The organism is Streptomyces coeruleorubidus, from assembly GCF_028885415.1.
Taxonomy (GTDB): Bacteria; Actinomycetota; Actinomycetes; order Streptomycetales; family Streptomycetaceae; genus Streptomyces; species Streptomyces coeruleorubidus_A.
In genome coordinates this window covers 8,522,174-8,547,429 of the sequence record NZ_CP118527.1, presented here as the reverse complement: position 1 = coordinate 8,547,429, position 25,256 = coordinate 8,522,174, and the positions used below count along the sequence as shown (strand labels likewise).

General features: G+C 71.8%; 22 protein-coding genes, 1 tRNA gene and 1 pseudogene. 13 read left to right on the top strand and 11 right to left on the bottom strand.

Annotation, left to right across the window (positions count from 1 at the left end):
• Positions 1 to 33: 33 nt before the first annotated feature.
• Positions 34 to 1,758 (bottom strand): helix-turn-helix transcriptional regulator, encoded by a 1,725-nt coding sequence (locus PV963_RS39420; RefSeq protein WP_274821232.1) that lies wholly within the window; start codon positions 1,756 to 1,758, stop codon positions 34 to 36.
• A gap of 95 nt (positions 1,759 to 1,853) precedes the next feature.
• Here PV963_RS39420 and PV963_RS39415 point away from each other — a divergent pair, with 95 nt between their 5' ends.
• Both PV963_RS39415 and PV963_RS39410 read left to right on the top strand, forming a co-directional pair.
• The gene (locus PV963_RS39415; RefSeq protein WP_274821231.1) at positions 1,854 to 2,939 is read left to right on the top strand and encodes a M12 family metallopeptidase; all 1,086 of its coding nucleotides are present in this window, start codon (positions 1,854 to 1,856) and stop codon (positions 2,937 to 2,939) included.
• Positions 2,940 to 3,165: 226 nt separating this feature from the next.
• Positions 3,166 to 3,498, top strand: a pseudogene (locus PV963_RS39410) (ABC transporter ATP-binding protein); the annotation flags it as partial.
• Positions 3,499 to 3,578: 80 nt separating this feature from the next.
• On the opposite strand, the gene PV963_RS39405 reads toward PV963_RS39410, so the two are convergent.
• From PV963_RS39405 to PV963_RS39395, 3 genes are all read right to left on the bottom strand, one after another.
• Positions 3,579 to 3,652, bottom strand: a tRNA-Pro gene (locus PV963_RS39405).
• Between the two features lie 355 nt (positions 3,653 to 4,007).
• A complete protein-coding gene (locus PV963_RS39400; RefSeq protein WP_274821230.1) occupies positions 4,008 to 4,652 on the bottom strand; it encodes a GntR family transcriptional regulator in 645 nt (214 codons plus the stop codon).
• A 16-nt stretch (positions 4,653 to 4,668) separates the two neighbouring features.
• Complete coding sequence (locus tag PV963_RS39395) at positions 4,669 to 5,667, bottom strand: LacI family DNA-binding transcriptional regulator (RefSeq protein ID WP_274821229.1); 999 nt, start codon at positions 5,665 to 5,667, stop codon at positions 4,669 to 4,671.
• Positions 5,668 to 5,778: 111 nt separating this feature from the next.
• Here PV963_RS39395 and PV963_RS39390 point away from each other — a divergent pair, with 111 nt between their 5' ends.
• Positions 5,779 to 6,942: a Gfo/Idh/MocA family protein gene (locus PV963_RS39390; protein ID WP_274821228.1), complete on the top strand. Its 1,164-nt coding sequence runs from the start codon at positions 5,779 to 5,781 to the stop codon at positions 6,940 to 6,942.
• Between the two features lie 3 nt (positions 6,943 to 6,945).
• On the opposite strand, the gene PV963_RS39385 is transcribed toward PV963_RS39390, so the two are convergent.
• Positions 6,946 to 7,557, bottom strand: coding sequence for a TMEM175 family protein (locus PV963_RS39385; RefSeq protein WP_274821227.1), 612 nt, complete (start codon positions 7,555 to 7,557; stop codon positions 6,946 to 6,948).
• Positions 7,558 to 7,633: 76 nt separating this feature from the next.
• Positions 7,634 to 8,668 carry a LacI family DNA-binding transcriptional regulator gene (locus PV963_RS39380; RefSeq protein WP_274821226.1) on the bottom strand — a complete coding sequence of 345 codons (1,035 nt, stop codon included), beginning with the start codon at positions 8,666 to 8,668 and terminating at the stop codon, positions 7,634 to 7,636.
• A gap of 108 nt (positions 8,669 to 8,776) precedes the next feature.
• On the opposite strand from PV963_RS39380, the gene PV963_RS39375 reads away from it, so the two are divergent.
• Genes PV963_RS39375 through PV963_RS39360 form a run of 4 tightly spaced genes read left to right on the top strand, consistent with a single transcriptional unit; the run spans position 8,777 to position 12,783 of the window.
• Entirely contained in the window at positions 8,777 to 9,934 is a 1,158-nt protein-coding gene (locus PV963_RS39375) for a phytanoyl-CoA dioxygenase family protein (RefSeq protein ID WP_274821225.1), read from the top strand.
• An 8-nt stretch (positions 9,935 to 9,942) separates the two neighbouring features.
• Positions 9,943 to 10,719 carry an SDR family oxidoreductase gene (locus PV963_RS39370; protein ID WP_274821224.1) on the top strand — a complete coding sequence of 259 codons (777 nt, stop codon included), beginning with the start codon at positions 9,943 to 9,945 and terminating at the stop codon, positions 10,717 to 10,719.
• A 46-nt stretch (positions 10,720 to 10,765) separates the two neighbouring features.
• Positions 10,766 to 11,770: a Gfo/Idh/MocA family protein gene (locus PV963_RS39365; protein ID WP_274821223.1), complete on the top strand. Its 1,005-nt coding sequence runs from the start codon at positions 10,766 to 10,768 to the stop codon at positions 11,768 to 11,770.
• The gene (locus PV963_RS39360; protein WP_274821222.1) at positions 11,767 to 12,783 is read left to right on the top strand and encodes a Gfo/Idh/MocA family protein; all 1,017 of its coding nucleotides are present in this window, start codon (positions 11,767 to 11,769) and stop codon (positions 12,781 to 12,783) included. Before PV963_RS39365 ends, PV963_RS39360 begins: the two co-directional genes overlap by 4 nt.
• A gap of 47 nt (positions 12,784 to 12,830) precedes the next feature.
• Here the strand turns inward: PV963_RS39360 and PV963_RS39355 are convergent, their stop codons facing one another.
• The 5 genes from PV963_RS39355 to PV963_RS39335 are packed head-to-tail and all read right to left on the bottom strand — an operon-like array spanning position 12,831 to position 17,785.
• Positions 12,831 to 13,850, bottom strand: coding sequence for a Gfo/Idh/MocA family protein (locus PV963_RS39355; protein WP_274821221.1), 1,020 nt, complete (start codon positions 13,848 to 13,850; stop codon positions 12,831 to 12,833).
• Between the two features lie 18 nt (positions 13,851 to 13,868).
• A complete protein-coding gene (locus PV963_RS39350; protein WP_274821220.1) occupies positions 13,869 to 14,771 on the bottom strand; it encodes a sugar phosphate isomerase/epimerase family protein in 903 nt (300 codons plus the stop codon).
• Between the two features lies 1 nt (position 14,772).
• Positions 14,773 to 15,684, bottom strand: a complete 912-nt coding sequence (locus tag PV963_RS39345; RefSeq protein ID WP_274821219.1) for an ATP-binding cassette domain-containing protein — start codon at positions 15,682 to 15,684, stop codon at positions 14,773 to 14,775.
• Between the two features lie 5 nt (positions 15,685 to 15,689).
• Positions 15,690 to 16,766 carry an ABC transporter permease gene (locus PV963_RS39340; RefSeq protein ID WP_274821218.1) on the bottom strand — a complete coding sequence of 359 codons (1,077 nt, stop codon included), beginning with the start codon at positions 16,764 to 16,766 and terminating at the stop codon, positions 15,690 to 15,692.
• A complete protein-coding gene (locus PV963_RS39335; protein ID WP_274821217.1) occupies positions 16,766 to 17,785 on the bottom strand; it encodes a sugar ABC transporter substrate-binding protein in 1,020 nt (339 codons plus the stop codon). Before PV963_RS39335 ends, PV963_RS39340 begins: the two co-directional genes overlap by 1 nt.
• Positions 17,786 to 18,106: 321 nt before the next feature.
• Between PV963_RS39335 and iolC the strand changes: the two genes are divergently transcribed.
• The 6 genes from iolC to PV963_RS39305 all read left to right on the top strand — a co-directional run bounded on the left by iolC (position 18,107) and on the right by PV963_RS39305 (position 25,174).
• Positions 18,107 to 19,084: a 5-dehydro-2-deoxygluconokinase gene (gene iolC / locus PV963_RS39330; RefSeq protein WP_274821216.1), complete on the top strand. Its 978-nt coding sequence runs from the start codon at positions 18,107 to 18,109 to the stop codon at positions 19,082 to 19,084.
• A 12-nt stretch (positions 19,085 to 19,096) separates the two neighbouring features.
• Entirely contained in the window at positions 19,097 to 19,975 is an 879-nt protein-coding gene (locus PV963_RS39325; protein ID WP_274821215.1) for a Cgl0159 family (beta/alpha)8-fold protein, read from the top strand.
• 49 nt (positions 19,976 to 20,024) lie between these two features.
• Positions 20,025 to 20,918 (top strand): 5-deoxy-glucuronate isomerase, encoded by an 894-nt coding sequence (gene iolB / locus PV963_RS39320; RefSeq protein ID WP_274821214.1) that lies wholly within the window; start codon positions 20,025 to 20,027, stop codon positions 20,916 to 20,918.
• Positions 20,915 to 22,798 carry a 3D-(3,5/4)-trihydroxycyclohexane-1,2-dione acylhydrolase (decyclizing) gene (gene iolD / locus PV963_RS39315; RefSeq protein ID WP_274821213.1) on the top strand — a complete coding sequence of 628 codons (1,884 nt, stop codon included), beginning with the start codon at positions 20,915 to 20,917 and terminating at the stop codon, positions 22,796 to 22,798. Before iolB ends, iolD begins: the two co-directional genes overlap by 4 nt.
• A 63-nt stretch (positions 22,799 to 22,861) precedes the next feature.
• A complete protein-coding gene (locus PV963_RS39310; RefSeq protein WP_274822256.1) occupies positions 22,862 to 24,367 on the top strand; it encodes a CoA-acylating methylmalonate-semialdehyde dehydrogenase in 1,506 nt (501 codons plus the stop codon).
• Positions 24,368 to 24,388: 21 nt separating this feature from the next.
• Positions 24,389 to 25,174: a GntR family transcriptional regulator gene (locus PV963_RS39305; protein ID WP_274821212.1), complete on the top strand. Its 786-nt coding sequence runs from the start codon at positions 24,389 to 24,391 to the stop codon at positions 25,172 to 25,174.
• The last annotated feature ends 82 nt before the right edge of the window (positions 25,175 to 25,256 follow it).

Here is a 25,256-nt window from a genome sequence, read left to right as displayed (position 1 = left end):
TGTTCGGGTCAGGCCGCCGGTCAGGGTGCGGCCTCAGGCCGGCTGGGCTTGCGGGATCTCCGTCAGCCAGGGCAGGGCACCGCGGTCGCTCGCGCCGAGGCGGGCGTAGGCGCTGTACAAGTGGTTGCCGACGGTCCGGATCGACAGGGTGAGGCGTTCGGCGATCTGCCGGTTGCTCAGGCCCGCCGCCGCGAGGGTGACGATCTGCCGTTGCCGGGCGGTGAGTTCGCCGAGGACCAGCCCGGACAGGGCGGGTGTGCGGGCGCCCTGGCAGCGCCGGGCCAGGGCGACGGCCCGGGTGCGGGAGTGCCGGGCGGCGCTCGGATCGCGGTGGGCGCGCACGGCCTGGGCGTGCGCCTCCGCGGCGAACAGCGTGAAGCCGCGCCTCTCCAGTTCCTCGGCCACCTCGTCCAGGGCGGGGCCGTCGGCGCGGGTGAGCGCGTCGGCGTGCCGGGCGAACACGCCGGTCAGCCGGTCGATGACCTTCTCGGGGACGCCGAGGCGGACGGCGTCGTAGGGGTCGGCGAGGGCTTCGAGGTCCAGGTCCCCCCGGCTGTCCACCGGTGCGCAGGAGCGGGCGAGTTCCTCCCGGCACGACGCGTCCTCGGGATCGCCCCGCAGGCCCTCCCTCGCCCAGGCCGCCGCCTCCCTCAACTCGCCCCGCAACCGGGCGAAACGGGCGCGTGCGGCGGCGTACCGGCCGGTCAGCGGGCCGCCTTCGTCGACCAGCCATTCCCCCACCGGCGTGGGCATCGCCCGTACGTCGTCCTGGTCGATCCGGCGGGCCAGTGCGGCCGACTCGGCGTCGAGGGCGGCGGCGTACGCGTCCGGTGTCCGGGACAGCCGGCGCGCGCGCAGCCGGCCCGCCGCTGCCCTGAGCACCGGGCCGTGGAGGGGGTGGGCGAGGCGGACGCCGCCCAGGTCGTCGACCTCGATCAGGTCGTCGGACTCCAGGACTTCGAGGGCCCCGAGGTCCAGGTCGTCCAGGGTCGGCGACAGGGGTTCGGCGAAGGCGAGGCGGTCGAGGGTCTCCCGTTCGAGCGGGCAGGTGCGGCCGAGGACACGGGCGGTGCGTTCGCGGACGGCCGTGGTCAGCGGCACCGGGCCCCGCCACGCCCGTTCGCCGGTGCCCGGCACGGGGGTCAGCAGCCCGCGAACGGCACCCAGCAGCTCGCGCAGCAGCCGCAGGTCGCCCTGGCTCAGGCGCAGCAACCGGTTGACGGTCAGCGGTTCGAGGGGGCCGGCCCCGGCGGTGAGCAGCTGCGCGGTCTCCTCCTCGGGCAGCCGTTCCAGGGCGAGACGCGGCAGCAGTTCACCGGTCCACAACCGGGAGATCGCGCCGGGTATCGCGGTGCCGTCCGTGGCGACGACCAGCAGACGGGTGCGGCCGTGCACGGCGAGCTGGTGGACCAGGGCGGCGGAGGCGTCGTCGAGCAGCTGGGCGTCGTCCACGACCAACATCCGTACGCCCGACAGCAGCTGGACCGCGCGGTGCAGGGTGACCGCCTCGGGCAGCAGATGGGCGAACGCGGCGAAGGGGATGGCCCGGCTCTCGGGCGTTCCCGCCGCCCGGGCGCAGTCGGTGCCGCGGATCGCCTCGGTGACGAGGCGGGTCTTGCCGCAGCCCGCCGGGCCCGTCACCACCATGCCGCGGCGTCCGCCGGCCAGGGACCGGCGGACCAGCTCCAGTTCGTCCTCCCGCCCGGCGAACGGCCAGGGCAGCTCCAGCGTCGTCGCGTCCCGTTCGTAAGTCGTCACACATGCATGAGCGCGGCTACTCACTTCTGATACAGGGCGACTTGAGTAGCCCCCGACTCAGGCGCCCGGGACCGGCCGCGGGGCAGGCTGTGGCCATGACCGCACGCTACTGCTCGCTGGCACAGGCGCCGGCGCCCGCCTTCGCACCGGGGCTGGCGGCCGAGCGGCTGAGCGCGCTCGCGAGCGGGCGGCGGAGGTGGGTCAACGGCACGGTCCTGCACTACTGCTTCTTCGACCGTGACACCGACGCGTCCGTCATCCCCGTGCCGGGGACGGGGATGACGCGGCGCGTGTCGTGGGCCGGTGCCAAGGAGCAGCGGGACGTCGTGCGCGAGTGCTTCCAAGAATGGCAGGACCTCGGCATCGGCATCACCTTCGCCGAGGTCGACGACCGCTCGGAGGCCGAACTGCGCATCGGGTTCCAGCTCGGCGCCGGCTCCTGGTCGGCGGTGGGCCGGGACGCGCTGCTGGCCGGCCGGCACGAGCGCACCATGAACTTCGGCTGGGACCTGACCGCGCCCGGGGAGCGCGGGACGGCCCTGCACGAGATCGGGCACGCGCTCGGCATGCTGCACGAGCACCAGAGCCCGTTCGCCGGCATCCACTGGGACGACGAGGCCGTGTACGCCGAACTGGCGGGTCCGCCCAACCACTGGAGCCGGGAGCGGACGCACTACAACATCCTGCGCAAGCTCGACCCGGACGAGGTCAACGGCTCCGTCTGGGACCCACAGTCGATCATGGAGTATCCGTTCTCGTCGGGCCTGGTCCTGGAGCCGGAGCAGTACCGTGCGGGTCTCAACCCGCCCGGCACCCTGTCCGCCGCCGACAAGGAGTTCGCGCTCCGCTGGTATCCGCCTGCGCATCCGGGGGGCCCGCCCGCGCTGGTGCCGTTCCGCTCGGCACCGCTCGGTCTCGGGCCGGGCGAACAGGCCGACTTCGTCGTCGACCCGCCTCAGACCCGCACGTACACGCTGGGCACCTTCGGCGACAGCGACGCCGTCGTCGTGGTCTTCGAGGAGCGGGACGGGGAACCCCGCTACCTCGCCGGGCAGGACGACGGTGGAGCTCCGCACAACGCCACGATCAGCGCCCGGCTCGTCAAGGGCCGCCGCTACTTCGTCCGCGTACGCCTGTACTCCGCCTGGGGTTCCGGCGAGACGGCGGTGATGTGCTGGTGACGGCACGGATCCGCCGCGCGGACATCTGAGCCACAGTCCGGCGCCGGGGGAGCGGTCGAGGACGTCACCTCATCGGGGGGTGGGTGACGTCCTCGACCACGCCATGCGTGGTCGACCACGGTGGCGGGCGGCACACCAGCTCGTCGGGCTGGACACCGGCGCGCCCCTGCTCCTGGTCGACGTGGACCCACTGCGCTTCCCCGGCGTGCCGGAGCCGGCCGCTGGGAAGAACGCGCCCATCGTGCTGCTGGACGAGGTGACCTCCGCACTGGACCCGGTGAACGAGGCAGCCGTCCACGAGGGCATCGAGCGCCTGATGGCCGGCCGGACGGTGGTGATGGTCGCGCACCGGATGCGAACCGTCCAACGCGCCGATCACGTCGTCTTTCTGGACGGCGGCCGGATCGTGGAGAAGGGCGCCCACGACGAGTTGCTGCGCCGCGGCGGCCGCTACGCCGATTTCTGGAATGCAGGGCGCTGCGGTGGGATCACCTTGCCGACCGATGAGAACGGCAGCGACGTGGCGCCCAGCAAGGTGGACGGCTCGGTCTTGTCGTAGCACCTACGTCGGCACGACCAACGGTCAAGAGGCCGTGTCGGATTCCTCCGATACGACCTCTGACCTGTGACTCTTACGAGTCGGGACGACAGGATTTGAACCTGCGACCCCTTGACCCCCAGTCAAGTGCGCTACCAAGCTGCGCCACGTCCCGATGCGGCTCGCGCGGTCGAACCCGCGTGATCGCGCAGGTCAACCCTACCGCATCCGCACACGGGACCCTCGTGGGAGTCGAGCGGTGTGTGACCGGTGGCTGCGGCGGGAGGATCGCGTACGCCCCGAGGGGCCTTTCGCCGGGCTCCAGAACGGCCTCGCCGCGTCCCCCGCGCCGGCGGCCGAGATGTGCCCCGGTCCAGCCGGCGAGGCCGGCCGTCGACACGGCGACGGCGAGGGCGGCCCACCAGGGCAGTTCCGCCTTGGTCGCGTGCCCGGCGCAGGACGCGAGGGCGAGGAGCCCCGTGACGGCGCCTCCCGTCGCTTCGGCTCGCCGGACGCGCCGGTCCCGCGCCTCATCCACCCGTCGCTCCCCCTTTGCACCCGACCAGGGCATAGAGGCCGAGACGGACACCCCGGTCCGCTCCACCGCTCAGCGGGCGCCGAGGAGCGCCCACCCGGCGCGAACTGCGTACGGCGGCAAGGCCGATGGAGACGGTCGCGCGGATCATGGCTGGGCGCTGTTGAGGAAGACGCCGCCCGAGGTCAGCGCGAACCAGAGCGCCGAGATGCGCGGGAGACGGCCAGGGCGATGGCGCCGCCCGCCCGCCTCGCGCGTCGGCCACGGCCTTGGTCATCGGCCTGCCGAGGGCGGTCGGTTCGGCCAGCCGCTCGTCGCTCGCCGCCACGGCCGCCTCCGCCGCGCACAGCCCTTCCAGCACCATGCGGTACTCGGTGATGGCGACCGCTTCCTCCACGGTCACCACCCGCACCCGCACCGGCGAACCGCGGTTGCGGATCCGCTCGACCAGGCCCCGGGCCTCCGGATCGATCAGCGCCGCCCGGATGCCGGCCCTCGTCACACCGAACTGCTCGGCGAGCTCGTTCTCCACCAGCCGCTGCGCCGGCGCCGTCTCGCCCTGCGCGATCGCCTGCCGCAGCTGCGCGAGCGCGTGCTGTTCGGCCTTCTCTCCGGTGCTCGGACGGGCGTGAGTCGGCATGCCGCGCAGCGGGGCTCTACGACGGCCGGCCCGTCGTCCCCCGGATCTCCAGCGTCGGCGCCGCCAGATGGACCCGCCCCTCTCCCCCGGGCCGCTCGAAGCGGTCGAGGAGGAAGCGGGCGGCGCGGCGGCCGACCTCGTGGCCGGCGTTGTCGACGGTGGTGAGCCACAGGTGGCGCAGCCGGGAGATGCTCGTGTTGTCGTAGCCGACGACGGACACGTCGTGCGGGACGCGCAGGCCCAGTTCCTCCGCCGCGGAGAGGGCGCCGACGCAGGTGATGTCGTTGACGGCGAAGACCGCGGTGGGGCGGTCGGACCGGCTGAGGAGGCGGACGGTGGCGCGGTAGCCGCCCTCCTCTGTCATGTCGACGGCTTCGACGACGGCCCGGTCCGCCAGGCCGTGCGCCCGCATCGTCGCCTCGAAGCTGCGGCGGCGCAGTTCGCCGACGGCTCCGTAGCCCGCGAGGTGCGCGATGCGGCGGTGGCCGAGGCCGATGAGGTGCTCGGTGACCAGCCGGGCGCCCTGTTCGTCGTCGCCGGCGACCTGGTCCACCCCGGGCGGCACGGGCTCACGGGCGCCCGCCAGGACGACCGGCATCCGCTCGGCGACCGCGCCGAGGGCCGCCGGGCCGGGCAGGGTCCCGACCACGACCAGGCCGTCGACGCGGAGGTCCAGGAGCGGATCGGCCGGGTCCTGGCCGGTGCGGCGGTTGAGGCGGGCGTCGGCGAGCAGCATGTGCAGGCCGCCTGCGTGCAGGAGGGAGTTCAGCCCGTCGAGGAGGTCGACGAACCAGGGGTTGCGCAGGTCGTTCAGCAGGACGCCGACCGTACGGGTGCGCTGCTCGGAGAGACTGCGCGCGGCGGCGTTGGGCCGGTAGCCGAGCTCCTGGGCGGCGCGCAGCACGGCCTCCCGCTTCTCGGGGCGCACCTGGTCGGAGCCGCGCAGCACCAGGGAGACCAGCGACTTGGAGACGCCGGCCCGTTCGGCAACGTCGCGGATCGTCGGCGGTCTCATGGGATGGACCGTTCCATGGGGGTGGACGCCTTGTCAAAGGGTTGACAGCCTTGGGAAACCGCACCCAGGGTGGGCTGGACAGGTTCTGGAACGGTCCAAAGAGGGGCTCTCATGGTGGACACGCTCGGCGTCGCCGTCGTCGGTTTCGGCTGGATGGGGCGGGTGCACACCCAGGCGTACGCGCGTGTGCGGCACCACTATCCGCAGCTGCCCCTCGTTCCGGAGCTGGTCGCGGTCGCCGAGGAGGTGCCGGGCCGGGCCGAGGAGGCCGCCGCGCGGTTCGGATTCGCCTCGACGACCCGTGACTGGCGTGACGTGGCCGCCGATCCCCGGGTGAAGGCCGTCAGCATCACCGCGCCGAACTTCCTGCACCGCGAGATCGGCGTCGCCATGGCCGAGGCGGGCAAGCACATCTGGATCGAGAAGCCGGTGGGTCTGACCGCCGAGGACGCCCGTGCGGTGGCGGACGCGGTGGCCGAGGCGGGGGTGCAGGGCACCGTCGGCTTCAACTACCGCAACGCGCCTGCCGTCGAGGCCGCCCGCGAGCTGATCGCCTCGGGGGAGATCGGCACGGTCACGCATGTCCGCATCCGGCTGTTCAGCGACTACGCGGCCCATCCCGAGGGCGCGCTGACATGGCGGTACGAGCGGGAGCGGGGAGGCAGCGGCGTGCTGGGCGACCTGGCCTCGCACGGCGCGGACCTGGCCCGTCACCTGCTGGGCGACATCACGTCCCTGACGGCCGACACGGCGATCTTCCTGCCGGAGCGGGCCCGTCCCACCGGGGCGACGGCGGGCCACAGCCGCGCCTCGGGCGGCGAACTCGGCCCGGTCGAGAACGAGGACTACGTCAGCTGCCTGCTGCGCTTCGCCTCCGGGGCGCGCGGTGTGCTGGAGGCCTGCCGGGTCTCGGTCGGCGAGCAGAACAACTACGGCTTCGAGGTGCACGGCACCAAGGGCGCGGTGTTCTGGGACTTCCGCCGCATGAACGAGCTGGGCATCAGCCGCGGCGCGAGCTACCAGGACCAGGCCGTGACGACGGTGTACGTCGGCCCGGGCCACGGCGAGTTCGCCGCGTTCCAGCCGGGCGCGGCGAACGCCATGGGGTACGACGACCTGAAGGTCATCGAGGCGTACCGCTTCCTCCGGTCGGTCGCCGAGGGCACTGCGCACGGGGCGACGCTCGCGGACGCCGTGCACAGTGCGGCCGCGCTGGACGCGATGGCGCGGTCGGCGTCGAGCGGCACCTGGGCGGACGTGACCGTGGGTGCCTGACGTTCAGCCGGCCTTCTGGAGGCGGCGGCCCAGGACGAACCTCACCGGGACGAGGACGAGCCACAGCCACATGGCCGGGGTCCCGGCCACCAGGGCCAGCGGGACGGACACGGCGAACACCACGACCAGCGTGGCGCTCTCGAGGAGGTAGGGCGTGCTGCCGGTATCGGAGGGGGTGCCGTCGCGGAGCCACGGGCGTTTCGCCAGGACGGCGGCCAGTGCCAGATGGCAGGCGCCGAGCGCGGCGACCGCCGCCGCGTAGACGGCGACCGACACGGGCACGTCGCCGTACTCCGCGAGCAGCCTGGTCGGGAAAGGCACCAGGGCCGCGACACCCAAGCCGGTGAGGGACAGGATGATCACGTGTCCGTCGACCTCCCGTACGTCACGGAAGATCCTGCGGTGGTCGCGCCAGAAACTGCCGAGCACCGCGACGCTGAGCGCGTAGGCCCCGAGGTCCGGGAGCAGCCGGTGCAGGGCTTCGTGGTACCCGTCTACGTCCAGGCCGCGCGGGACGTAGAGGTCCAGGACCAGCAGCGTGATGGCGATGGCGAACACGCCGTCGGCGAGCGTCAGCAACCGGTCCGGCCCGCCGTCCGGGCGCGAGGTCCACATGAGGACGACGGTAGGGGCCCGTGACGCACTGCGCTCCGGATACACGCCGGGGTCCCGCCCGCGACACCGCCCCGGCTCACACGGCCGTCGCCTGCGGCGGCAGGTTGTACGGCGTCACCACCTGGATCGCCGACGGCAGCGACGGCCCGGCCGGCGGCAGCGCGCCGTGTGCCCGCATGACCGTGTGGCAGGCCTCGCGCACGTCCTGGCGCAGGTCGTGGTGGAGCACGGCGGACAGGCGGTGCGCGCGCAGCAGCCGGGTGTTGTCGTGGTCGAGGTCGTGCGCGACGAACACGGCGCACTCGCGGCCGAGGTCGTCGAAGGCCTGCAGCGTGGCGATGTTGCCGCCGCCGATCGAGTACACCGCGCGGATGTCCGGGTCGCGTTCCAGCGCGGCCCGCACGAGGTCGTACTGGGTGGCGTCCAGCCCCTGCCCCTCGGCGATCTCGACCAGCGTGCGCTCGGGGTGCCGGGCGCGCATGGCGCTGCGGAAGCCCATCTCGCGCTCCTCCTCGTTGCGGAAGAAGCCGCTGCTGAGGCTGGTGAGGATGTTGCCCGGGCGCTCCCCCAGCCACTGGCCCATCAGATACGCGGCCGTCGCGCCCGCCGCCCGGTCGTCGATACCGACGTAGGCGAGGCGGGCGCTGGCGGGCAGGTCGGTCACCAGCGTCACGACGGGGATTCCGGCGGCTTCGAGGCGGCCGACGGCGGCGGTGATCTCGGGGACGTCCGGGGCCTTGAGGATCACGCCCTGCGAGCCGCGCCGGGCGATCCGGTCCAGGATCCGCACCAGTTCCCCGACCGGACCGGTCTCGCGGAAGTGGAAGCGGGAGCGCAGCACCGCAGGGTGCAGGGACGGCAGCTCGGCCTCCAGGGCGGCACGGATGGCGGTGGTGAAGCGCTCGGGCGCCTGCATCACGATGTCGACCATGAACGTCCGGCCGACGAGCCGGACCTGGGTGCGCTGCCGGTCCAGGTCGGCTATCGCCCGGCGCACCTCCTGCGCCGTGCTCTCCCGGACCCCGCCCCGGCCGTTGAGGACCCGGTCGACGGTCGCCTCGCTCAGGCCCGCCTGACGTGCGATCTCCCGGATCGGGAAGGGGTGACCCATGCGCCGGCTCCTTGAGGGGTTTTTGATGGCTGCCTGCTGGTTGTTCGAGGGTTTTGTACTGACAAGAATGACAGGGCTCCGTCGCTCCATGACCCCGAAGGGACGACGATGTCCTTCACTTCCGTACACCCCCGCGTCTGGCTGTCCGAGCAGGACTGCGACCTCGACGCGTTCCGCGCGCTGGTCGAGCGGGCGACGGACCCCGCCGACTATCCGCACGCCTCGGCCGTGGAGCGGAACGTGCCGGTCTACGACGCCGGCCTGCTCGAGGGCGACCGGGTGGTCCAGGCCGAGCTGGTGCGCGCGCTCGCCGAGGGGCCCGGCATCGTCGTCTTCCGCGGTGCCTTTCCCGACCCGGACGTCGTGGACCGGGCCACCGCCGTGTTCGACGCCCTGATCGCCGAGCAGCGCGCCTCGGGCGCGACGGCCGGTGACCACTTCGCGAAGCCGGGCGCCAACGACCGGGTGTGGAACGCGCTGGAGAAGGCGGCCCTGTACGACGCGGAGGCGTTCGCCGACTACTACGCCAACGACGTCCTCGCCCTCGTGGCGACGGCCTGGCTGGGCCCCGGCTACCAGGTCACCTCGCAGCTCAACGTGGTCAACCCGGGCGGCGCCGCCCAGACCGCGCACCGCGACTACCACCTGGGCTTCCTCTCCGACGAGGTCGCCGCCGCCTACCCCGGGCACGTGCACCGCCTCTCCCCCGTGCTGACCCTCCAGGGCGCGGTCGCCCACTGCGACATGCCGGTGGAGTCCGGGCCGACGATGTACCTGCCGCACTCGCAGAAGTACGAGCCGGGCTATCTCGCCTGGCGGCGCCCGGAGTTCCGGGCGTACTTCGAGGCCCACCAGGTGCAGCTGCCGCTCGCGAAGGGCGACGCGGTCTTCTTCAACCCGGCCCTCTTCCACGCCGCCGGCACCAACCGTTCGGCGGACATCCGGCGCATGGCCAACCTGTTGCAGGTGTCGTCCGCGTTCGGGCGCGCGATGGAGACGGTGGACCGGGAGGCCGTGGCGAACGCGGTGTACCCCGTGCTGCTGAAGCGTAAGGCCGAGGGCGCGAGCGACGCGTGGCTGGCCAACGTCATCGCGGCGAGCGCCGAGGGTTACCCCTTCCCGACCAACCTCGACAGCGACCCGCCGGTCGACGGCCTGGCCCCGCCCTCGCAGGCGGATCTCGTGCGGCGGGCCCTGCAGGAGGAGTGGACGCCGGAGGCGCTCCGTGCGGAGCTGCGGGCCGGTACCGAACGGCGAGAGAGCTGAGGAAAATCGTGGGACTTCTCGACGACAAGGTCGTCCTGGTCAACGGCGGCAGTCAGGGTGTCGGCGCCGCCATCGCGCGGGCCGCGGTCCGCGAGGGGGCGGTCGTGGCCGTCACCGGGCGGCGCCCCGAACCCGGCGAGGCCCTGGTGGCGGAGCTGACCGCCGCGGGCGGCAAGGCCCTGTACGTGCGGGCCGACCTGTCGGACGCCGGGCAGGCGAAGGCCTCCGCGGCCCGGGTCGTGGAGGCGTACGGCCGTATCGACTGCCTCGTGAACTCCGCCGGGCTGACCTCCCGGGGGACACTGCTGGACACCACGCCCGAGCTGTTCGACCAGCACATCGCGATCAACCTCAAGGGGCCGTTCTTCGCCATGCAGGCGGCGGTCGCGGACATGGTCGCGCGGCAGGCGCCCGGCACGGTCGTCAACATCATCACGTCGTCGGCGCACGGAGGTCAGCCCTTTCTGGCGCCGTACGTCGCCGCGAAGGCCGGCCTGATCGGGCTGACCCGCAACGCCGCGCACGCGCATCGGTGGGACCGGGTGCGGATCAACGGCCTGAACATCGGCTGGACGGCGACGGAAGGCGAGGACGCCACACAGAAGGCCTTCCACGGGGCCGGGGACGGCTGGCGCGAGGAAGCTGCGGCGAAGCTGCCGATGGGCAAGTTGGGCCAGCCGGATGAGATCGCCGACTTCGTGGTCTTCCTGCTGTCGGACCGGTCCGGGGTGGTCACGGGGTCAGTGATCGACTGGGACCAGAACGTCCTCGGTGGACTCGACTGAGAACTCCCCACAAGAAACCCTCACCCTCTCTAGGAGCAACACCCCCATGCGCATCGGAATCCTCGGCCTCGGCCGCATCGGCGCCTTTCACGCCGAGACCCTGTCCGGCCTCGACGCCGTCGAGTCCCTCGTCGTCACCGACCCGTTCGCGGACGCCGCCAAGGCCGCCGCCGAGCGGTTCGGCGCCGAGGTCGTGGACTCGCCCGAGGCCCTGCTGGCCGCCGGCGTGGACGGCATCGTCGTCGCGGCCGCGACGGACGCCCACCCCGCGCTGATCCTGGCCGGGGTCGAGGCCGGCATCCCGGTCTTCTGCGAGAAGCCCGTCGCCAAGACCATGAGCGAGGGCGTCGAGGTACTGAAGGCCGTACGCGGCAAGGACGTGCCGATCCAGATCGGCTACAACCGCCGCTTCGACACCGGTTTCGTCAACGCCCGCGCCGCCGTGCGGGGCGGCGAGCTCGGCACGCTGCACACGGTCCGCTCGACCACGCTCGACCCGGCGCCGCCGCCCGCCGCGTACATCGCCGCCTCGGGCGGCATCTTCCGCGACTGCTCGGTGCACGACTTCGACATCATCCGCTGGGTGACCGGCCGTGAGGTGGCCGAGGTGTACGCCGTGGGCGGCAACCGCGGTGCCGACTTCATCAAGGAGGCCGGTGACGCCGACACCACCGGCGCGATCCTCACCCTGGACGACGGCACCATCGCGGTGGTCTCCAACTCCCGCCACAACGCCCGCGGTTACGACGTCCGTATGGAGATCCACGGCTTCACGGACTCCATCGCCGTCGGCCTGGAGGACAAGCTGCCGCTGCGCTCGGTCGAGCCGGGCGTGACCTTCCCGGCGGGCACCCCGCACGACTTCTTCATGGACCGCTTCACCGAGGCCTACCGCGCCGAACTGACCGCGTTCACCGAGGTCGTCGCCGGCACCCGCCCCTCCCCCTGCACGATCGAGGACGCCCTGGAGGCGGGCTGGATCGCCGAGGCGTGCACACTGTCGCTGCACGAGCACCGTCCCGTGACGATCGAGGAGGTACGGCAGGCATGAGCGAACAGGGCCGGGAACCCCTGCGCATAGGCGTACTGGGAGCCGCGCGGATCACCGAACGCTCCTTGATCGACCCGGCCCGGGCGACCGGCCACCGCCTCGTCGCGGTGGCCGCCCGCGACCGCGCCCGAGCCGAGGCGTTCGCCGACGAGCACGGCGTGGAGCGGGTGGCGGGTTCGTACGCCGAGCTGGTGGCCGATCCCGAGGTCGACGTCGTCTACAACCCGCTCGCCAACGGTCTGCACGGCCCGTGGAACCTGGCCGCCCTCGCGGCGGGCAAGCACGTGCTGTCGGAGAAGCCGTCGGCGAGCAACGCGCAGGAGGCGGCGGAGGTGCGGGAGGCCGCCGGGAAGTCCGGGACGGTCTTCATGGAGGCCTTCCACTATCTCTTCCACCCGGTCACCCGCCGCCTGCACGAGCTGCTGGACTCCGGTGAACTCGGCGAACTGCGGCACGTCGAGGCGATGGTCGCCATCGCCGCACCGCCGGACACCGACCCGCGCTGGTCGCTGCCGCTGGCCGGCGGCGCCCTGATGGACCTGGGCTGCTACAGCCTGCACGCCCTGCGGATGCTCGCGCCCTGGGCGGGCGGCGCGCCACGCCTGGCCGGGGCCCGGGGCGGGGAGCGCGCGGGCGCGCCCGGGGTCGACGAGTGGCTGGACGCCGACCTGGAGTTCCCCGGCGGCGCGACCGGCTCGGCCCGCTGCCACATGGCGTACGGCGGGCTGGACATGAGCATCCGGATCACCGGGTCCCGGGGCGAGGCGACGGCGCCGAACTTCGTGCTGCCCCAGATGGACGACCGGATCGTGGTGCGCACCCCGCAGGGCGAGCGCACGGAGCGGCTGGGCACGCGCTCGTCGTACACGTACCAGCTGGAGGCGTTCGCCGCCGGGGTGCGAGACGGTGCGGCGCTGCCGCTGGACGCGGACGACGCGGTGACGACGATGGCGCTCATCGACGACTGCTACCGCGCGGCCGGGTTCGAGCCCCGGCCGCTCACGAGGATCTGAGAACACGCCGAGCGGGCCGGGGCACACCCCCGGCCCGCTCGGCCCGTTCACGCGTACAGCGCGGGTTTCTCGACCAGTTCGACCTCGACCCGGCCGCCGTCCTCCAGCGCCCGGACCCCCGCCTCGCACACCGCGGCGGCGGCGTAGCCGTCCCAGACGCTCGGGCCGGTGACCTCGCCGCGGCGGGTGGCGTCGACCCAGGTCTGGATCTGACGGTCGTAGGCCGTCTCGAAGCGTTCGGTGAAGTCCTGGGCGATGGTGCCGCCCCAGCGGCCGGCCATGTTGGTGACCAGGGCGTGGCCGTCGCCGATGCGGGCGGTGCCGCGTTCGCAGACCACCTCGGCCTGGACCTGATAGCCGAAGCCGCAGTTGACGAAGATCTCCACGTCACTCAGGGCGCCGCCGTCGGTCTCGAAGACGACGAACTGCGGATCGCGCAGCCCGTCGGGGGCGTTGGCGGACGGGGCCGGGCGCAGCACCGTGACCGCTGTGATCTCGTGGTCCAGCAGCCAGCGGGTCACGTCCGCCTCGTGGGCGACGGAGTCGCTGATGAGCATGGAGCTGGTGAAGAAGGGCGGGCTGGCCACGTTGCGGTGGCGGTTGTGCAGCATCAGCGGACGGCCCAGCTGCCCCGTTGCCAGCAGGGCCTCCAGCTTCGCGTACTCGGGGTCGTAGCGGCGCATGAAACCGACCTGGACACGGCGGTGGCCGAGGCGCAGTTCGGCTTCGAGGACGCGCAGGGCGGAGGCCGCGTCGGGGGTGAGCGGCTTCTCGCACAACACGGGCAGATCGCGCTCGAAGGCCGCGAGCAGTGTGGCCTCGTGGGCCGGGCCCGGGGAGGCGATCAGGACGGCGTCGACGTCGGCCGCCGCCAGCGCGGCGGCCGGGTCGGTGTGGGCGGTGCAGCCGTCGACGCGGGCGGCGACGGCCTTCGCGCGTTCCGCGTCGACGTCCGCGACGGCGACCACCCGTGCTCCGCTGATGACTTCCTGGATGCGGCGCACGTGGTCGGCGCCCATCCTTCCGGTACCGATGACCGCGACTCCCAGGGTGGCGCGCTCAGCCATGGCCGTCCTTTCGGGTCGTCAGGCGCCGCAGGACCTCAGGAACTTGCGGGTGCGCACCGCGATCGGCAGCGGCTTGTCCGGCTCGCAGGGGTACATGTCCTGCTCGACGATGGCGAACAGGTCCACGCCCAGCTTCTGGGCGGCCGTGAGCACCGGACCCAACTCGGGGACACCGGCGGGCGGTTCGCACATCACTCCGCGCGCTACGGCGGGGCCGAACGGCATCTCGTTCTTGACCACGTCGGCGAGGATGTCCGGGTCGACCTGCTTGAGGTGCAGATAGCCGATGCGCTCGCCGTACGTCTCGATCAGCTTGACGCTGTCGCCGCCGCAGTAGGCGTAGTGCCCGGTGTCCAGGCAGAGGTTGACCGCGTCGGAGTCGGTGGAGTCGAGGAACTGCTCGACGTGCTCCTCGGTGTCGATGTGGGTGTCGGCGTGCGGGTGGACGACGATGTCCAGGCCGTACTTGTCCTTCACCTCACGGCCGAGGCGCTCCATGCCCGTGGTGAGGTTGCGCCACTGCTCGGTGGTGAGCTCCGGGGGCTCCAGGATCTCGGCGGTCTTGTCGTCCCGCCAGAAGGACGGGATGACCACCAGGTGCTTGGCATCCATGGCCTGGGTGAGGGCGGCGACCCGGCTGACCTGCTCCCAGGTGGAGTCCCACTCGGACGGGCCGCGGTGCAGGCCGCAGAAGATCGTGCCGGCGGAGACCTTCAGGTTCCGCTTGGTCACCTCGTCGGTGAGCCGGGCCGGGTCGGTCGGCAGGTAGCCGTAGGGGCCGAGTTCTATCCACGAGTAGCCGGCCTCGGCGACCTCGTCGAGGAAGCGTTCCCAGGGCACCTGCTGGGGGTCGTCGGGGAACCAGACACCCCAGGAGTCGGGGGCGGAGCCGACCCGGATGCGGTCGAGCGCGAGGGCCATGTCAGGACTTTCCTTCCGAGGACGTGGCTACGGGGGCGGTGAGGTCTCCCGCCTCGGGGAGCTCCTCGACGTCGACGCCGCGGACCTGCGCCAACTCGTGCTTGAGGGAGGCCAGTTCGGTGCCACCGGCCATGTGGTTGGTCAGCTCCTCGAGGCTGACCTCGCTGCGGGAGGCGGACAGTTCCATGGTGCCCAGGCGCAGCACGCTGAAGTGGTCGCCGACCATGTAGGCGTGGTGCGGGTTGTGGGTGATGAAGATGACGCCGAGGCCCTTCTCGCGGGCGGCGGCGATGTACTTCAGCACCACACCGGACTGCTTGACGCCGAGGGCGGCGGTCGGCTCGTCCAGGATGAGGACGCGGGCACCGAAGTAGACGGCGCGGGCGATCGCGACGCACTGGCGCTGGCCGCCGGAGAGCGTGCCGATGGGCTGCTCCATGTCGTCGAGGACGATGCCCATGTTGCGCAGTTCCTCGTCCGCGGTCTTCTTCATCTTCTCGATGTCGAGACGGCGCAGGGGCCAGGGGCCCTTGGTCATCTCGGAGCCGAGGAAGAAGTTGCGCCACACCGGCATCAGCGGGACGACGGCGAGGTCCTGGTAGACCGTGGCGATGCCCTTGTCGAGGGCCTCGCGCGGGGTGGAGAAGCGCACCGGTTCGCCGTCGACGAGGAACTCGCCCTCGGTGTGCTGGTGCAGACCCGAGATGATCTTGATGAGGGTGGACTTGCCGGCGCCGTTGTCGCCGAGGACGCAGGTGACCTGGTTGGGGAAGACCTTCAGGTCGACGCCGTGCAGGGCGCGGATGTTGCCGTAGGACTTGCCGGCGCCGCGGAGTTCGACGAGGGGTCGGTCCTTCTCGGGCGGCGTGTCCTGCAGGACGGCCCCGTGGGTGCCGGTTTCGTTGCTGGTCATTGCGGTCACCTCCGGGTCGCCGTGCGCTGGACCCACAGATTGATGAGGACGGCGCCGAGGAGCATCACGCCGAGGAAGGCCTTGAACCAGTCCGGGTTCCAGCCGGCGTAGACGATGCCCTGCTGCACCATGCCGAACATGAAGGCGCCGAAGACCGGGCCGATCGCGGAGCCGTAGCCGCCGGTCAGCAGACAGCCGCCGATGACGGCCGCGGCGATGTAGATGAGCTCCTGGCCCACGCCCTCGCCGGACTGCACGGTGTTGAAGGAGAACAGCTGGTGCATGCCGACGAACCAGGCGCCGAAGCCGACCAGCATGAACAGGGAGATCTTGGTGAAGGTGACCGGGACACCGACGGCCCGGGCGGAGTGCTTGTTGCCTCCGACCGCGAAGATCCAGTTGCCGTACTTGGTCCGCAGCAGCACCCAGGTGGCCAGGGCCGCGAAGACCAGCCACCACACGACGGTGATCTTGACGTTGACCCCGCCGACGGTGAACGTCGAGGCGAAGAGCTTCTGCGCCTGGGAGAAGCCGTCCATGTCACTGATGTCGTCGGTGGCGACGTTGCCGGTGACCAGCTTGGTCACGGCGAGGTTCACGCCCTGAAGGATCAGGAAGGTGCCGAGGGTGACCAGGAAGCTGGGCAGTCCCGTCTTGACCAGCAGCCAGCCGTTGAACGCCCCGATGGCGAGCGACACCAGGAGGGCGACGATCACGCCGACCCAGACGTTCATGGTCAGCTGGTAGCTGAGCATCGACGCGGTGAGCGCCGAGGTGACCACGGCGACACCGGCCGACAGGTCGAACTCGCCGCCGATCATCAGCAGGGCCACGGGCAGCGCCATGATCCCGATGGTCGACGACTGGTACAGGATGTTGGCCATCGAGCTGCCGTCGCGCACCGGCGGTGCCGCGAACAGGAAGAACACGAGCACGGCGACGGCGCCGAGGAAGACGCCGACCTCGGGCCGGGCCAGCAGCCGCAGCGCCATCGGGCGCTGCCGTGTCCGGCCGTCGGACTGCTTGGGGCCGGGGGCCGGCGGTGTGTCCACCGCCGGCGCAGCCTGTTGGGTCATGCTCATCACCGGGTGCCCTTCGCGGCGAACTCCCCGATCTTGTCGACGTTGGACTTGTCGACGAAGGCAGGGCCGGTCAGCACGGGCTGCTCGCCGCCGCCGCTGTAGTTGCCGTTGTTCTTGTAGAGCCACAGGCCGTCGACGGCCAGGTAGCCCTGGAGGTAGGGCTGCTGGTCGACGGCGAACTGGATGGAGTCGTTCTTGATGGCCTTGATGAGGTCCTTGTTGAGGTCGAAGGTGGCGACCTTCGCCTTGCTGCCGGCGTCGGAGACCGACTGCACCGCGGTCAGCGCGAAGGGGGCGCCGAGGGTGACGACGTAGTCGATGGACGGGTCCTGCTTCAGCTTGGCGGTGATCGTCGACTTCACGGAGGGCATGTCGGTGCCGTTGACGTTCTGCGGGTCGACCTTGCCCTCGAAGGTCTTCGCCACGCCGTCGCAGCGCTGCGTCAGGCCGACGTTGCCCTGCTCCTGCATGACGCAGAGGACCTTCTTGGCGCCGACCTCGTTCAGCTTCTTGCCGAAGGCCTCGCCCGCGACGGACTCGTCCTGGCCGAAGAACTCCAGCAGGTTGAGCTTCTTCCAGTCGCTCAGGCCGGAGTTGAGGCCGACGACGGGTATGCCGGCCTTCTCCGCCTTGCCGATGACACCCTTGAGGGCGTCCGGCTTGGCGAGGGTGACGGCGATGCCGTCGACCTTCTGGTCGATCGCGTTCTGGACCAGGTTGGCCTGGTTGCCCGCGTTCGGGTCGGCGGAGTAGACGAGCTTGATGTTGTCCTTGGCGGCGGCGGCCTCGGCGCCCTTGCGCACGGTGTCCCAGAAGGTGTCACCGGGTGCCTGGTGGGTGACCAGGGCGACGGTCATGCGCGGCGTGGTCGCCTTGCCGGCGGAGGCGTTCGCGGCGCCTTCCTCGGACTTCTTGCCCCCGGAACTGCTGGAGCAGCCGGCGAGGGTCAGGGCCGCTGCCGCGGCAACGGCTACAACCGGCGCGATCCTGCGGGAGCGGGGGTGAGAAGAGCGGTCCATCTTTCCTGGCACCTCACTGTGCTGCTGCTGGGGAAAGGGAGGGGATCACGAGGATCCGTGGTCCCGGAGCCCTACGGAGTCCGGATCATGATGCCGCAAACAGACTGTTGCGATGCCACGGGATCCAAGTCCTTGCCGCGCCTGCTGTCAATACTTTGTTAAGACATCATTTCACAAGCAGGTCCGAATGTAAGTACAAACTATTGACACGGCCCTCCTCCGGCACCTACACCTGTGAGAGCTGCAGGTCCCAGGTCATCCACGCCCACGGTGTCAGGGCGGCCCCGGACCCGCATCCCCAGCTTCCCGAGGAGGTCGCGCATGGCCGAGCCAGCCCAGTATTTCGACTTGATCACGATGGGCCGCATCGGGGTCGACCTCTATCCCCTCCAGACCGGCGTCCCGCTGCCCCAGGTGGAGACGTTCGGGAAATTCCTGGGAGGTTCGGCGGCCAATGTGGCGGTCGCCGCGGCGCGCCTCGGACGACGCACGGCGGTCATCACCCGGACCGGCAACGACCCCTTCGGCGCCTACCTGCACGAGGAGCTGAGGTCCTTCGGCGTCGACGACCGCTGGGTCACCCCGGTCGACGCGTACCCGACGCCGATCACCTTCTGCGAGATCTTCCCGCCGGACGACTTCCCGCTGTACTTCTACCGCCGCCCCAAGGCCCCCGACCTGGAGATCCACACCGACGACCTGGACTTCTTCGCGATCCGCGGGGCCCGGATCTTCTGGATCACCGGCACCGGCCTGAGCGAAGAGCCGAGCCGCTCCGCCACGCTCGCCGCCCTCAAGGCCCGCGACAAGGCGGGCATCACCGTCTTCGACCTCGACTGGCGGCCGATGTTCTGGGCCGACCCCGAGGAGGCCCGCCCGTACTACCGCGAGGCGCTGCGCCACGCCACCGTCGCGGTCGGCAACCTCGACGAGTGCGAGATCGCCACCGGCGTGCGCGAGCCGCAGGCCTGCGCCGACGCGCTGCTGGAGGCGGGCGTGGAACTGGCCGTCGTCAAGCAGGGTCCCAAGGGCGTCCTGGCCGTGCACCGCGACGGCACCAGGGCCGAGGTGCCGCCGGTGCCGGTCGAGGTGGTCAACGGCCTGGGCGCGGGCGACGCCTTCGGCGGCTCCCTGTGCCACGGCCTGCTCGCCGGCTGGGACGTGGAGAAGACCATGCGGCACGCCAACGCCGCCGGTGCCCTCGTCGCCTCACGCCTCGCCTGCTCCTCCGCGATGCCCGCCGAGTCCGAGGTCGAGGACCTCCTCACTCAGGCGTCGTCGCCGAGCACGAGCCACTGAACGGAGCCTGAATTGAACATCGGCATCCCCGACCTCACCACGGTCCGGGCCCGGAACCCCGAGGCCGTCGCCGAGGCGGCCGCCCGCCGGGTGCGCCGCCCGCTGATCGGCGACAGCGGCCGGCTGATGATCGTGGCCGCCGACCACCCGGCGCGCGGCGCCCTCGGGGTCGGTGACCGGCGCCTGGCCATGGCCAACCGCGCCGAACTGCTGGAACGGCTCTGCGTCGCGCTGTCGAGGCCCGGGGTCGACGGGGTGCTCGCCACCGCCGACATCCTGGAGGACCTGCTCCTGCTCGGGGTGCTGGAGAACAAGGTCGTCATGGGCTCGATGAACCGGGGCGGCCTCGCCGGCGCCACGTTCGAGATGGACGACCGTTTCACCGGCCACCGCGCCGAGGACATCGCCCGGCTCCGCTTCGACGCGGGCAAGCTCCTGGTCCGCATCGACTACGACGACCCGGGCTCGCTCACCACCCTGGAGTCCACCGCGCGGGCGATCGACGCCATGGCGGCCCGGCAACTCCCCCTGTTCGTCGAGCCGTTCATCTCCCGGCGGGTCGACGGCAAGGTCCGCAACGACCTGTCCGCCGAGGCCGTCACCCGGTCCATCGCGATCTCCTCGGGGCTGGGCGGCACCTCCGCCTACACCTGGCTGAAGCTGCCCGTCACCGACGACCCGGACGACATGGCCCAGGTCCTGGAGACCTCCACGCTCCCCGTCGTCCTGCTCGGCGGCGAGGTCGGCGGCGACCAGGAGGGCGCGTACGAACGCTGGCGCAAGGCCCTGCGCCTGCCCGCCGTGCAGGGCATGGTCGTCGGGCGCTCGCTGCTCTACCCGGCCGAGGGCAGCGTGGAAGAGGCGGTGGACACCGCCGTCGGCCTGCTGTGATGCATGAGGCACCTGCTGCGAGCACCTGCTGTGATCCGAAAGGCACACGATGACGTATCACCTTCCCGCGGGTAAGGCCCTCGGCGGCCCCTACATCGTCGACGTCACGCCCGAGAAGGCCGGCTGGGGCCACTCCAGCCTGCGGGTCCTGGAGCTGCCGCCGGGCGGCACGCACTCCTTCGACACCGGCGACAGCGAGTGGATCGTCGTCCCTCTCAGCGGCGGCTGCACGGTCGCCGCGACGGACGACTTCGGCCAGGAGACCTTCGAGCTCCAGGGCCGCCGGGACGTCTTCAGCGGCGTCAGCGACTTCGCGTACGTGCCGCGCGACGCCCGGGCGAGAGTGACCTCCGCCGCTGGCGGCCGCTTCGCGCTGACCGGCGCGCGCTGCACCCGCCGGCTGCCCGCCCGCTACGGACCCGCCTCCGAGGTGCCCGTGGAGCTGCGGGGCACCGGGAACTGCTCCCGGCAGGTCAACAACTTCGGCGCGGCCGGGGTCTTCGAGTGCGACAAGCTCATCGCGGTCGAGGTGATCACCCCGGGCGGCAACTGGTCGTCGTTCCCGCCGCACAAGCACGACGAGCACCGGCCGGGTGAGGAGTCCGTGCTGGAGGAGATCTACTACTTCGAGTTCGCCGGCCACGACGGCATCCCCGGCCTCGGCTACCAGCGCGTCTCCCCGTCCGGACCGGGCCGTGACACCGACGTGCTCGCGGAGGTCCGCGACGGCGACGTCGTCCTGATCCCGGACGGCTGGCACGGGCCGTCGATGGCCACGCCCGGCCACCACATGTACTACCTCAACGTCATGGCGGGCCCGGAGGCCGAGCGCGCCTGGCTGATCTGCGACCACCCCGACCACGCCTGGGTCCGCGACACCTGGCCGGACCAGCCGGTCGACCCCCGACTCCCCCTCTACACCGCCCCGGAGACCTCCGCATGAGCGCCCGCACCCGCCGACTGACGACCGCCCAGGCCCTGGTGCGGTTCCTGTCCGCCCAGTACACCGAGCGGGACGGCGTGCGGCGCCGGCTGATCGCCGGGACCTGGGGCATCTTCGGCCACGGCAACGTGGCGGGTGTCGGCCAGGCGCTGATGGAGGCAGGCATCGGGCCAGACGCCGTCATGCCGTTCCACCAGGGCCGCAACGAGCAGTCGATGGTGCACGCGGCGGTCGGCTACGCCCGGCAGCTGAACCGCCTGTCCGCGCAGGCCGTGACGACCTCGATCGGCCCGGGAGCCACCAACCTGGTCACCGGCGCGGCCCTGGCGACGATCAACCGTCTGCCGGTCCTGCTCCTGCCCGGCGACTACTTCGCCACGCACTCGGCCGACCCGCTGCTCCAGCAGCTCGAGCACCCGGTCGAGGCCGACGTGTCGGTGAACGACACGCTGCGCCCGGTGTCCAGGTACTTCGACCGGATCACCCGCCCCGAGGCGCTGATCCCGTCGGCGCTCCAGGCGATGCGTGTGCTGGCCGACCCGGCCGAGACCGGCGCCGTCACCCTGGCGCTGCCGCAGGACGTGCAGGCGGAGGCGTACGACTGGCCGGAGGAGTTCTTCGCCGAGCGCGTCTGGTACGTACGGCGTCCCGCGCCGGACCCGGTGGAGCTGACGGCGGCCGTCGAGGCGATCCGGTCGGCCGAGCGGCCCCTGATCGTCGCGGGCGGCGGTGTCCACCACAGCGAGGCCGAGGCTGCGCTGAAGGCGTTCGTGGACGCCACCGGCATCCCGGTCTCCTCGACCCAGGCGGGCAAGGGATCACTCCGCCACGACCACCCCGCCGACCTCGGCGGCATCGGCCACACCGGCACGGCCGTCAGCGACGACCTCGCCCGCACCGCCGACCTCGTCATCGGCGTGGGCACCCGCTACACGGACTTCACCACGGCCTCCGGCACGCTCTTCCAGAACCCGGACGTGCGGTTCCTCAACCTCAACATCACCGGCTTCGACGCACACAAGCTGGCCGCGCGCACGCTGGTGTGCGACGCGAAGTCCGGCCTCGAAAAGCTGCTGGAGGCGCTCTCCGGCCACCGGGTGGACGAGGCGTACGAGGCCGCGTACCGCGCCGGAAAGGAGCGCTGGGACGAGGTCGTCGAGGCCGCCTACCGCGCCGACGACGAGAGCGCGGTCCCGACCCAGACGCAGGTGCTCGGCGCGCTGGACGCGGCCGTGGGCGACGACGACGTGGTGATCAACGCGGCCGGCTCGCTCCCCGGCGACCTGCACAAACTGTGGCGCTCCCGCAGCCCGCGCCAGTACCACCTGGAGTACGGCTACTCGTGCATGGGCTACGAGATCCCGGCCGGCATCGGCGTCCAGCAGGCCGCTCCCGGTACGCCGGTGTGGGCGCTGGTCGGCGACGGCACCTACCTGATGATGCCGACGGAGATCGTCACGGCCGTCCAGGAGGGCCTGCCGCTCAACATCGTCCTCATCCAGAACCACGGCTACGCCTCCATCGGCGGTCTGTCGGAGGAGACCGGCGGCGAGCGGTTCGGCACCGCCTACCGCTTCCGGGCCGCCGACGGCACGTTCACCGGCGCCCCGCTGCCCGTCGACCTGGCCGCCAACGCGGCGAGCCTCGGTATGGACGTACTGCGCGCCAAGACGGTGCGCGAGCTGCGCGAGGCGCTGGCCACGGCCCGTGCCTCCGACCGGCCGACGTGCGTGTACGTAGAGACCGACCCCGCCCCGACCGCTCCCCCGGCCGAGGCCTGGTGGGACGTGCCGGTGGCCGAGACCGCTTCCCGCGAGGCGGCGGTCGAGGCCCGCGAGCGCTACGACCGGCAGGTCGCCGGACGCCGTCGCCACCTCTGAACTCCCGCGGACTCCCCGCGAACTCCCGCTGAACCCATGCTCCACGAAAGGCCCTTGCGCACCATGAAGACCATCACCCACTGGATCGACGGCAAGCCCGTCGAGGGCACCTCCGGCCGCTTCGGCCCCGTCTACAACCCGGCCACCGGCGCCCAGGAGAAGCAGGTCGCGTTCGCGACCGTCGACGAGGTGGACGTCGCCGTCGCCTCCGCCAAGACCGCCTTCGAGTCCTGGGGGACCTCCTCGCTCGCCAGGCGCACGGCGATCCTGTTCAAGTACCGCGAGCTGCTGGACGCCCACCGCGACGAGATCGCCGAACTGATCACCGCCGAGCACGGCAAGGTGCACTCCGACGCGCTCGGCGAGGTCGCGCGCGGCATGGAGATCGTCGAGCTCGCGTGCGGGATCGCCGTCCAGCTCAAGGGCGAGCTGTCCACTCAGGTCTCCACCCGGGTCGACGTCGCCTCGATCCGCCAGCCGCTGGGCGTGGTCGCGGGCATCACGCCGTTCAACTTCCCGGCGATGGTGCCGATGTGGATGTTCCCGCTGGCCATCGCGTGCGGCAACACGTTCGTGCTGAAGCCGTCGGAGAAGGACCCGTCGGCCTCCTTCCGCCTGGCCGAGCTGGCGGCCGAGGCGGGCCTGCCGGACGGTGTCCTGAACATCGTGCAGGGCGACAAGACGGCCGTGGACCGCATCCTGGAGCACCCGGACATCGAGGCGGTCTCCTTCGTCGGCTCGACCCCGATCGCCAAGTACATCCAGCTCAAGGCGGTCGAGCACGGCAAGCGGGTGCAGGCCCTGGGCGGCGCCAAGAACCACATGCTGGTCCTGCCCGACGCCGACCTGGACCTCGCCGCCGACCAGGCGATCAACGCGGCGTACGGCTCTGCGGGCGAGCGCTGCATGGCCGTGTCGGTCGTGGTCGCGGTCGGCGACACCGGTGACGAGCTGGTCGGCAAGATCGCCGAGCGGGCGAAAAACCTGAGGATCGGCCCGGGCAACGACCCGGCGTCCGAGATGGGGCCGCTGATCACCCGCGAGCACCGCGACAAGGTGGCGTCCTACGTGTCGTCGGCCGCCGCGCAGGGCGCCGAGGTCGTCGTCGACGGCACCGGCTTCTCGGTCGACGGGCACCCCGAGTGCGCGGACGGCTTCTTCCTCGGCGTCTCCCTCCTGGACCGGGTACCGCTGACGGCGGACGCGTACCGGGACGAGATCTTCGGCCCGGTGCTGTGCGTGGTCCGCGCGGAGACGTACGAAGAGGCCATCAAGCTGATCAACGACTCCCGCTGGGGCAACGGCACCGCGATCTTCACCCGGGACGGCGGCGCCGCCCGCCGCTTCCAGCTGGAGGTCAAGGCGGGCATGGTCGGCGTCAACGTGCCGATCCCGGTCCCGGTCGGCTACCACTCCTTCGGCGGCTGGAAGGACTCGCTCTTCGGCGACCTGCACGTCTACGGCAACGACGGCATCGCCTTCTACACCCAGGGCAAGGTCATCACCACCCGCTGGCCGGACCCGGCCGACGCGGGCGGCATCAACCTCGGCTTCCCGAGCAACTCCTGACGCCCGAAGGGGGGACCATCCATGGCGAGGACCGGTGACCGGGCCCGCACCGCGGCCGCCCCTGCGCTCAGCTCGGTGGACTTCGCCCTGGACCGGGGCAGTCCCGTGCCGCTGTACTACCAGCTCGCCCGGCAGCTGGAGGCGGCGATCGAGCACGGGGTCCTCACCCCGGGGGACCTCCTGGGCAACGAGGTCGACCTCTCTGTACGCCTCGGGCTGTCCCGCCCCACCGTCCGCCAGGCCATCCAGTCCCTCGTCGACAAGGGGCTGCTGGTCCGGCGGCGCGGGGTGGGCACGCAGGTGGTGCACAGCCAGGTCAAGCGCCCGCTGGAGCTGAGCAGCCTCTACGACGACCTGGAGGAGGCCGGGCAGGGGCCCACCACGCAGGTCGTGCGCAACGAGGTCGTCGCGGCCTCCTGCGACGTGGCGGCGGCGCTCGGCGTCGCGGAGGGCAGCGAGGTCACCGTCCTGGACCGGCTGCGCTGCACGCACGGCCAGCCGATGGCCCTGCTGCGCAACTACCTTCCGGCGTCCCTCGTGGACCTCGACGACGCCCGCCTGGAGTCGACGGGCCTGTACCGGATGATGCGCTCGGCGGGCATCACGCTGCACAGCGCCCGGCAGCGCGTCAGTGCCCGCGCGGCCACCGCTCAGGAGGCCGCGCGACTGGACGAGGAGGAGGGCGCGGCGCTGCTCACCATGCAGCGCACGGCGTACGACGACACCGGGCGCCCGGTCGAGTACGGAACGCACATCTACCGGGCCTCGCGCTACACGTTCGACTTCCAATTGCTGGTCAGGCCTTGACCGGACCTCGAGCCCGGGTGCAAAGTCGTACATACACACCGTAAATATACGGTGTCCGACCGCCCCCACGCGGGAGCCTGGC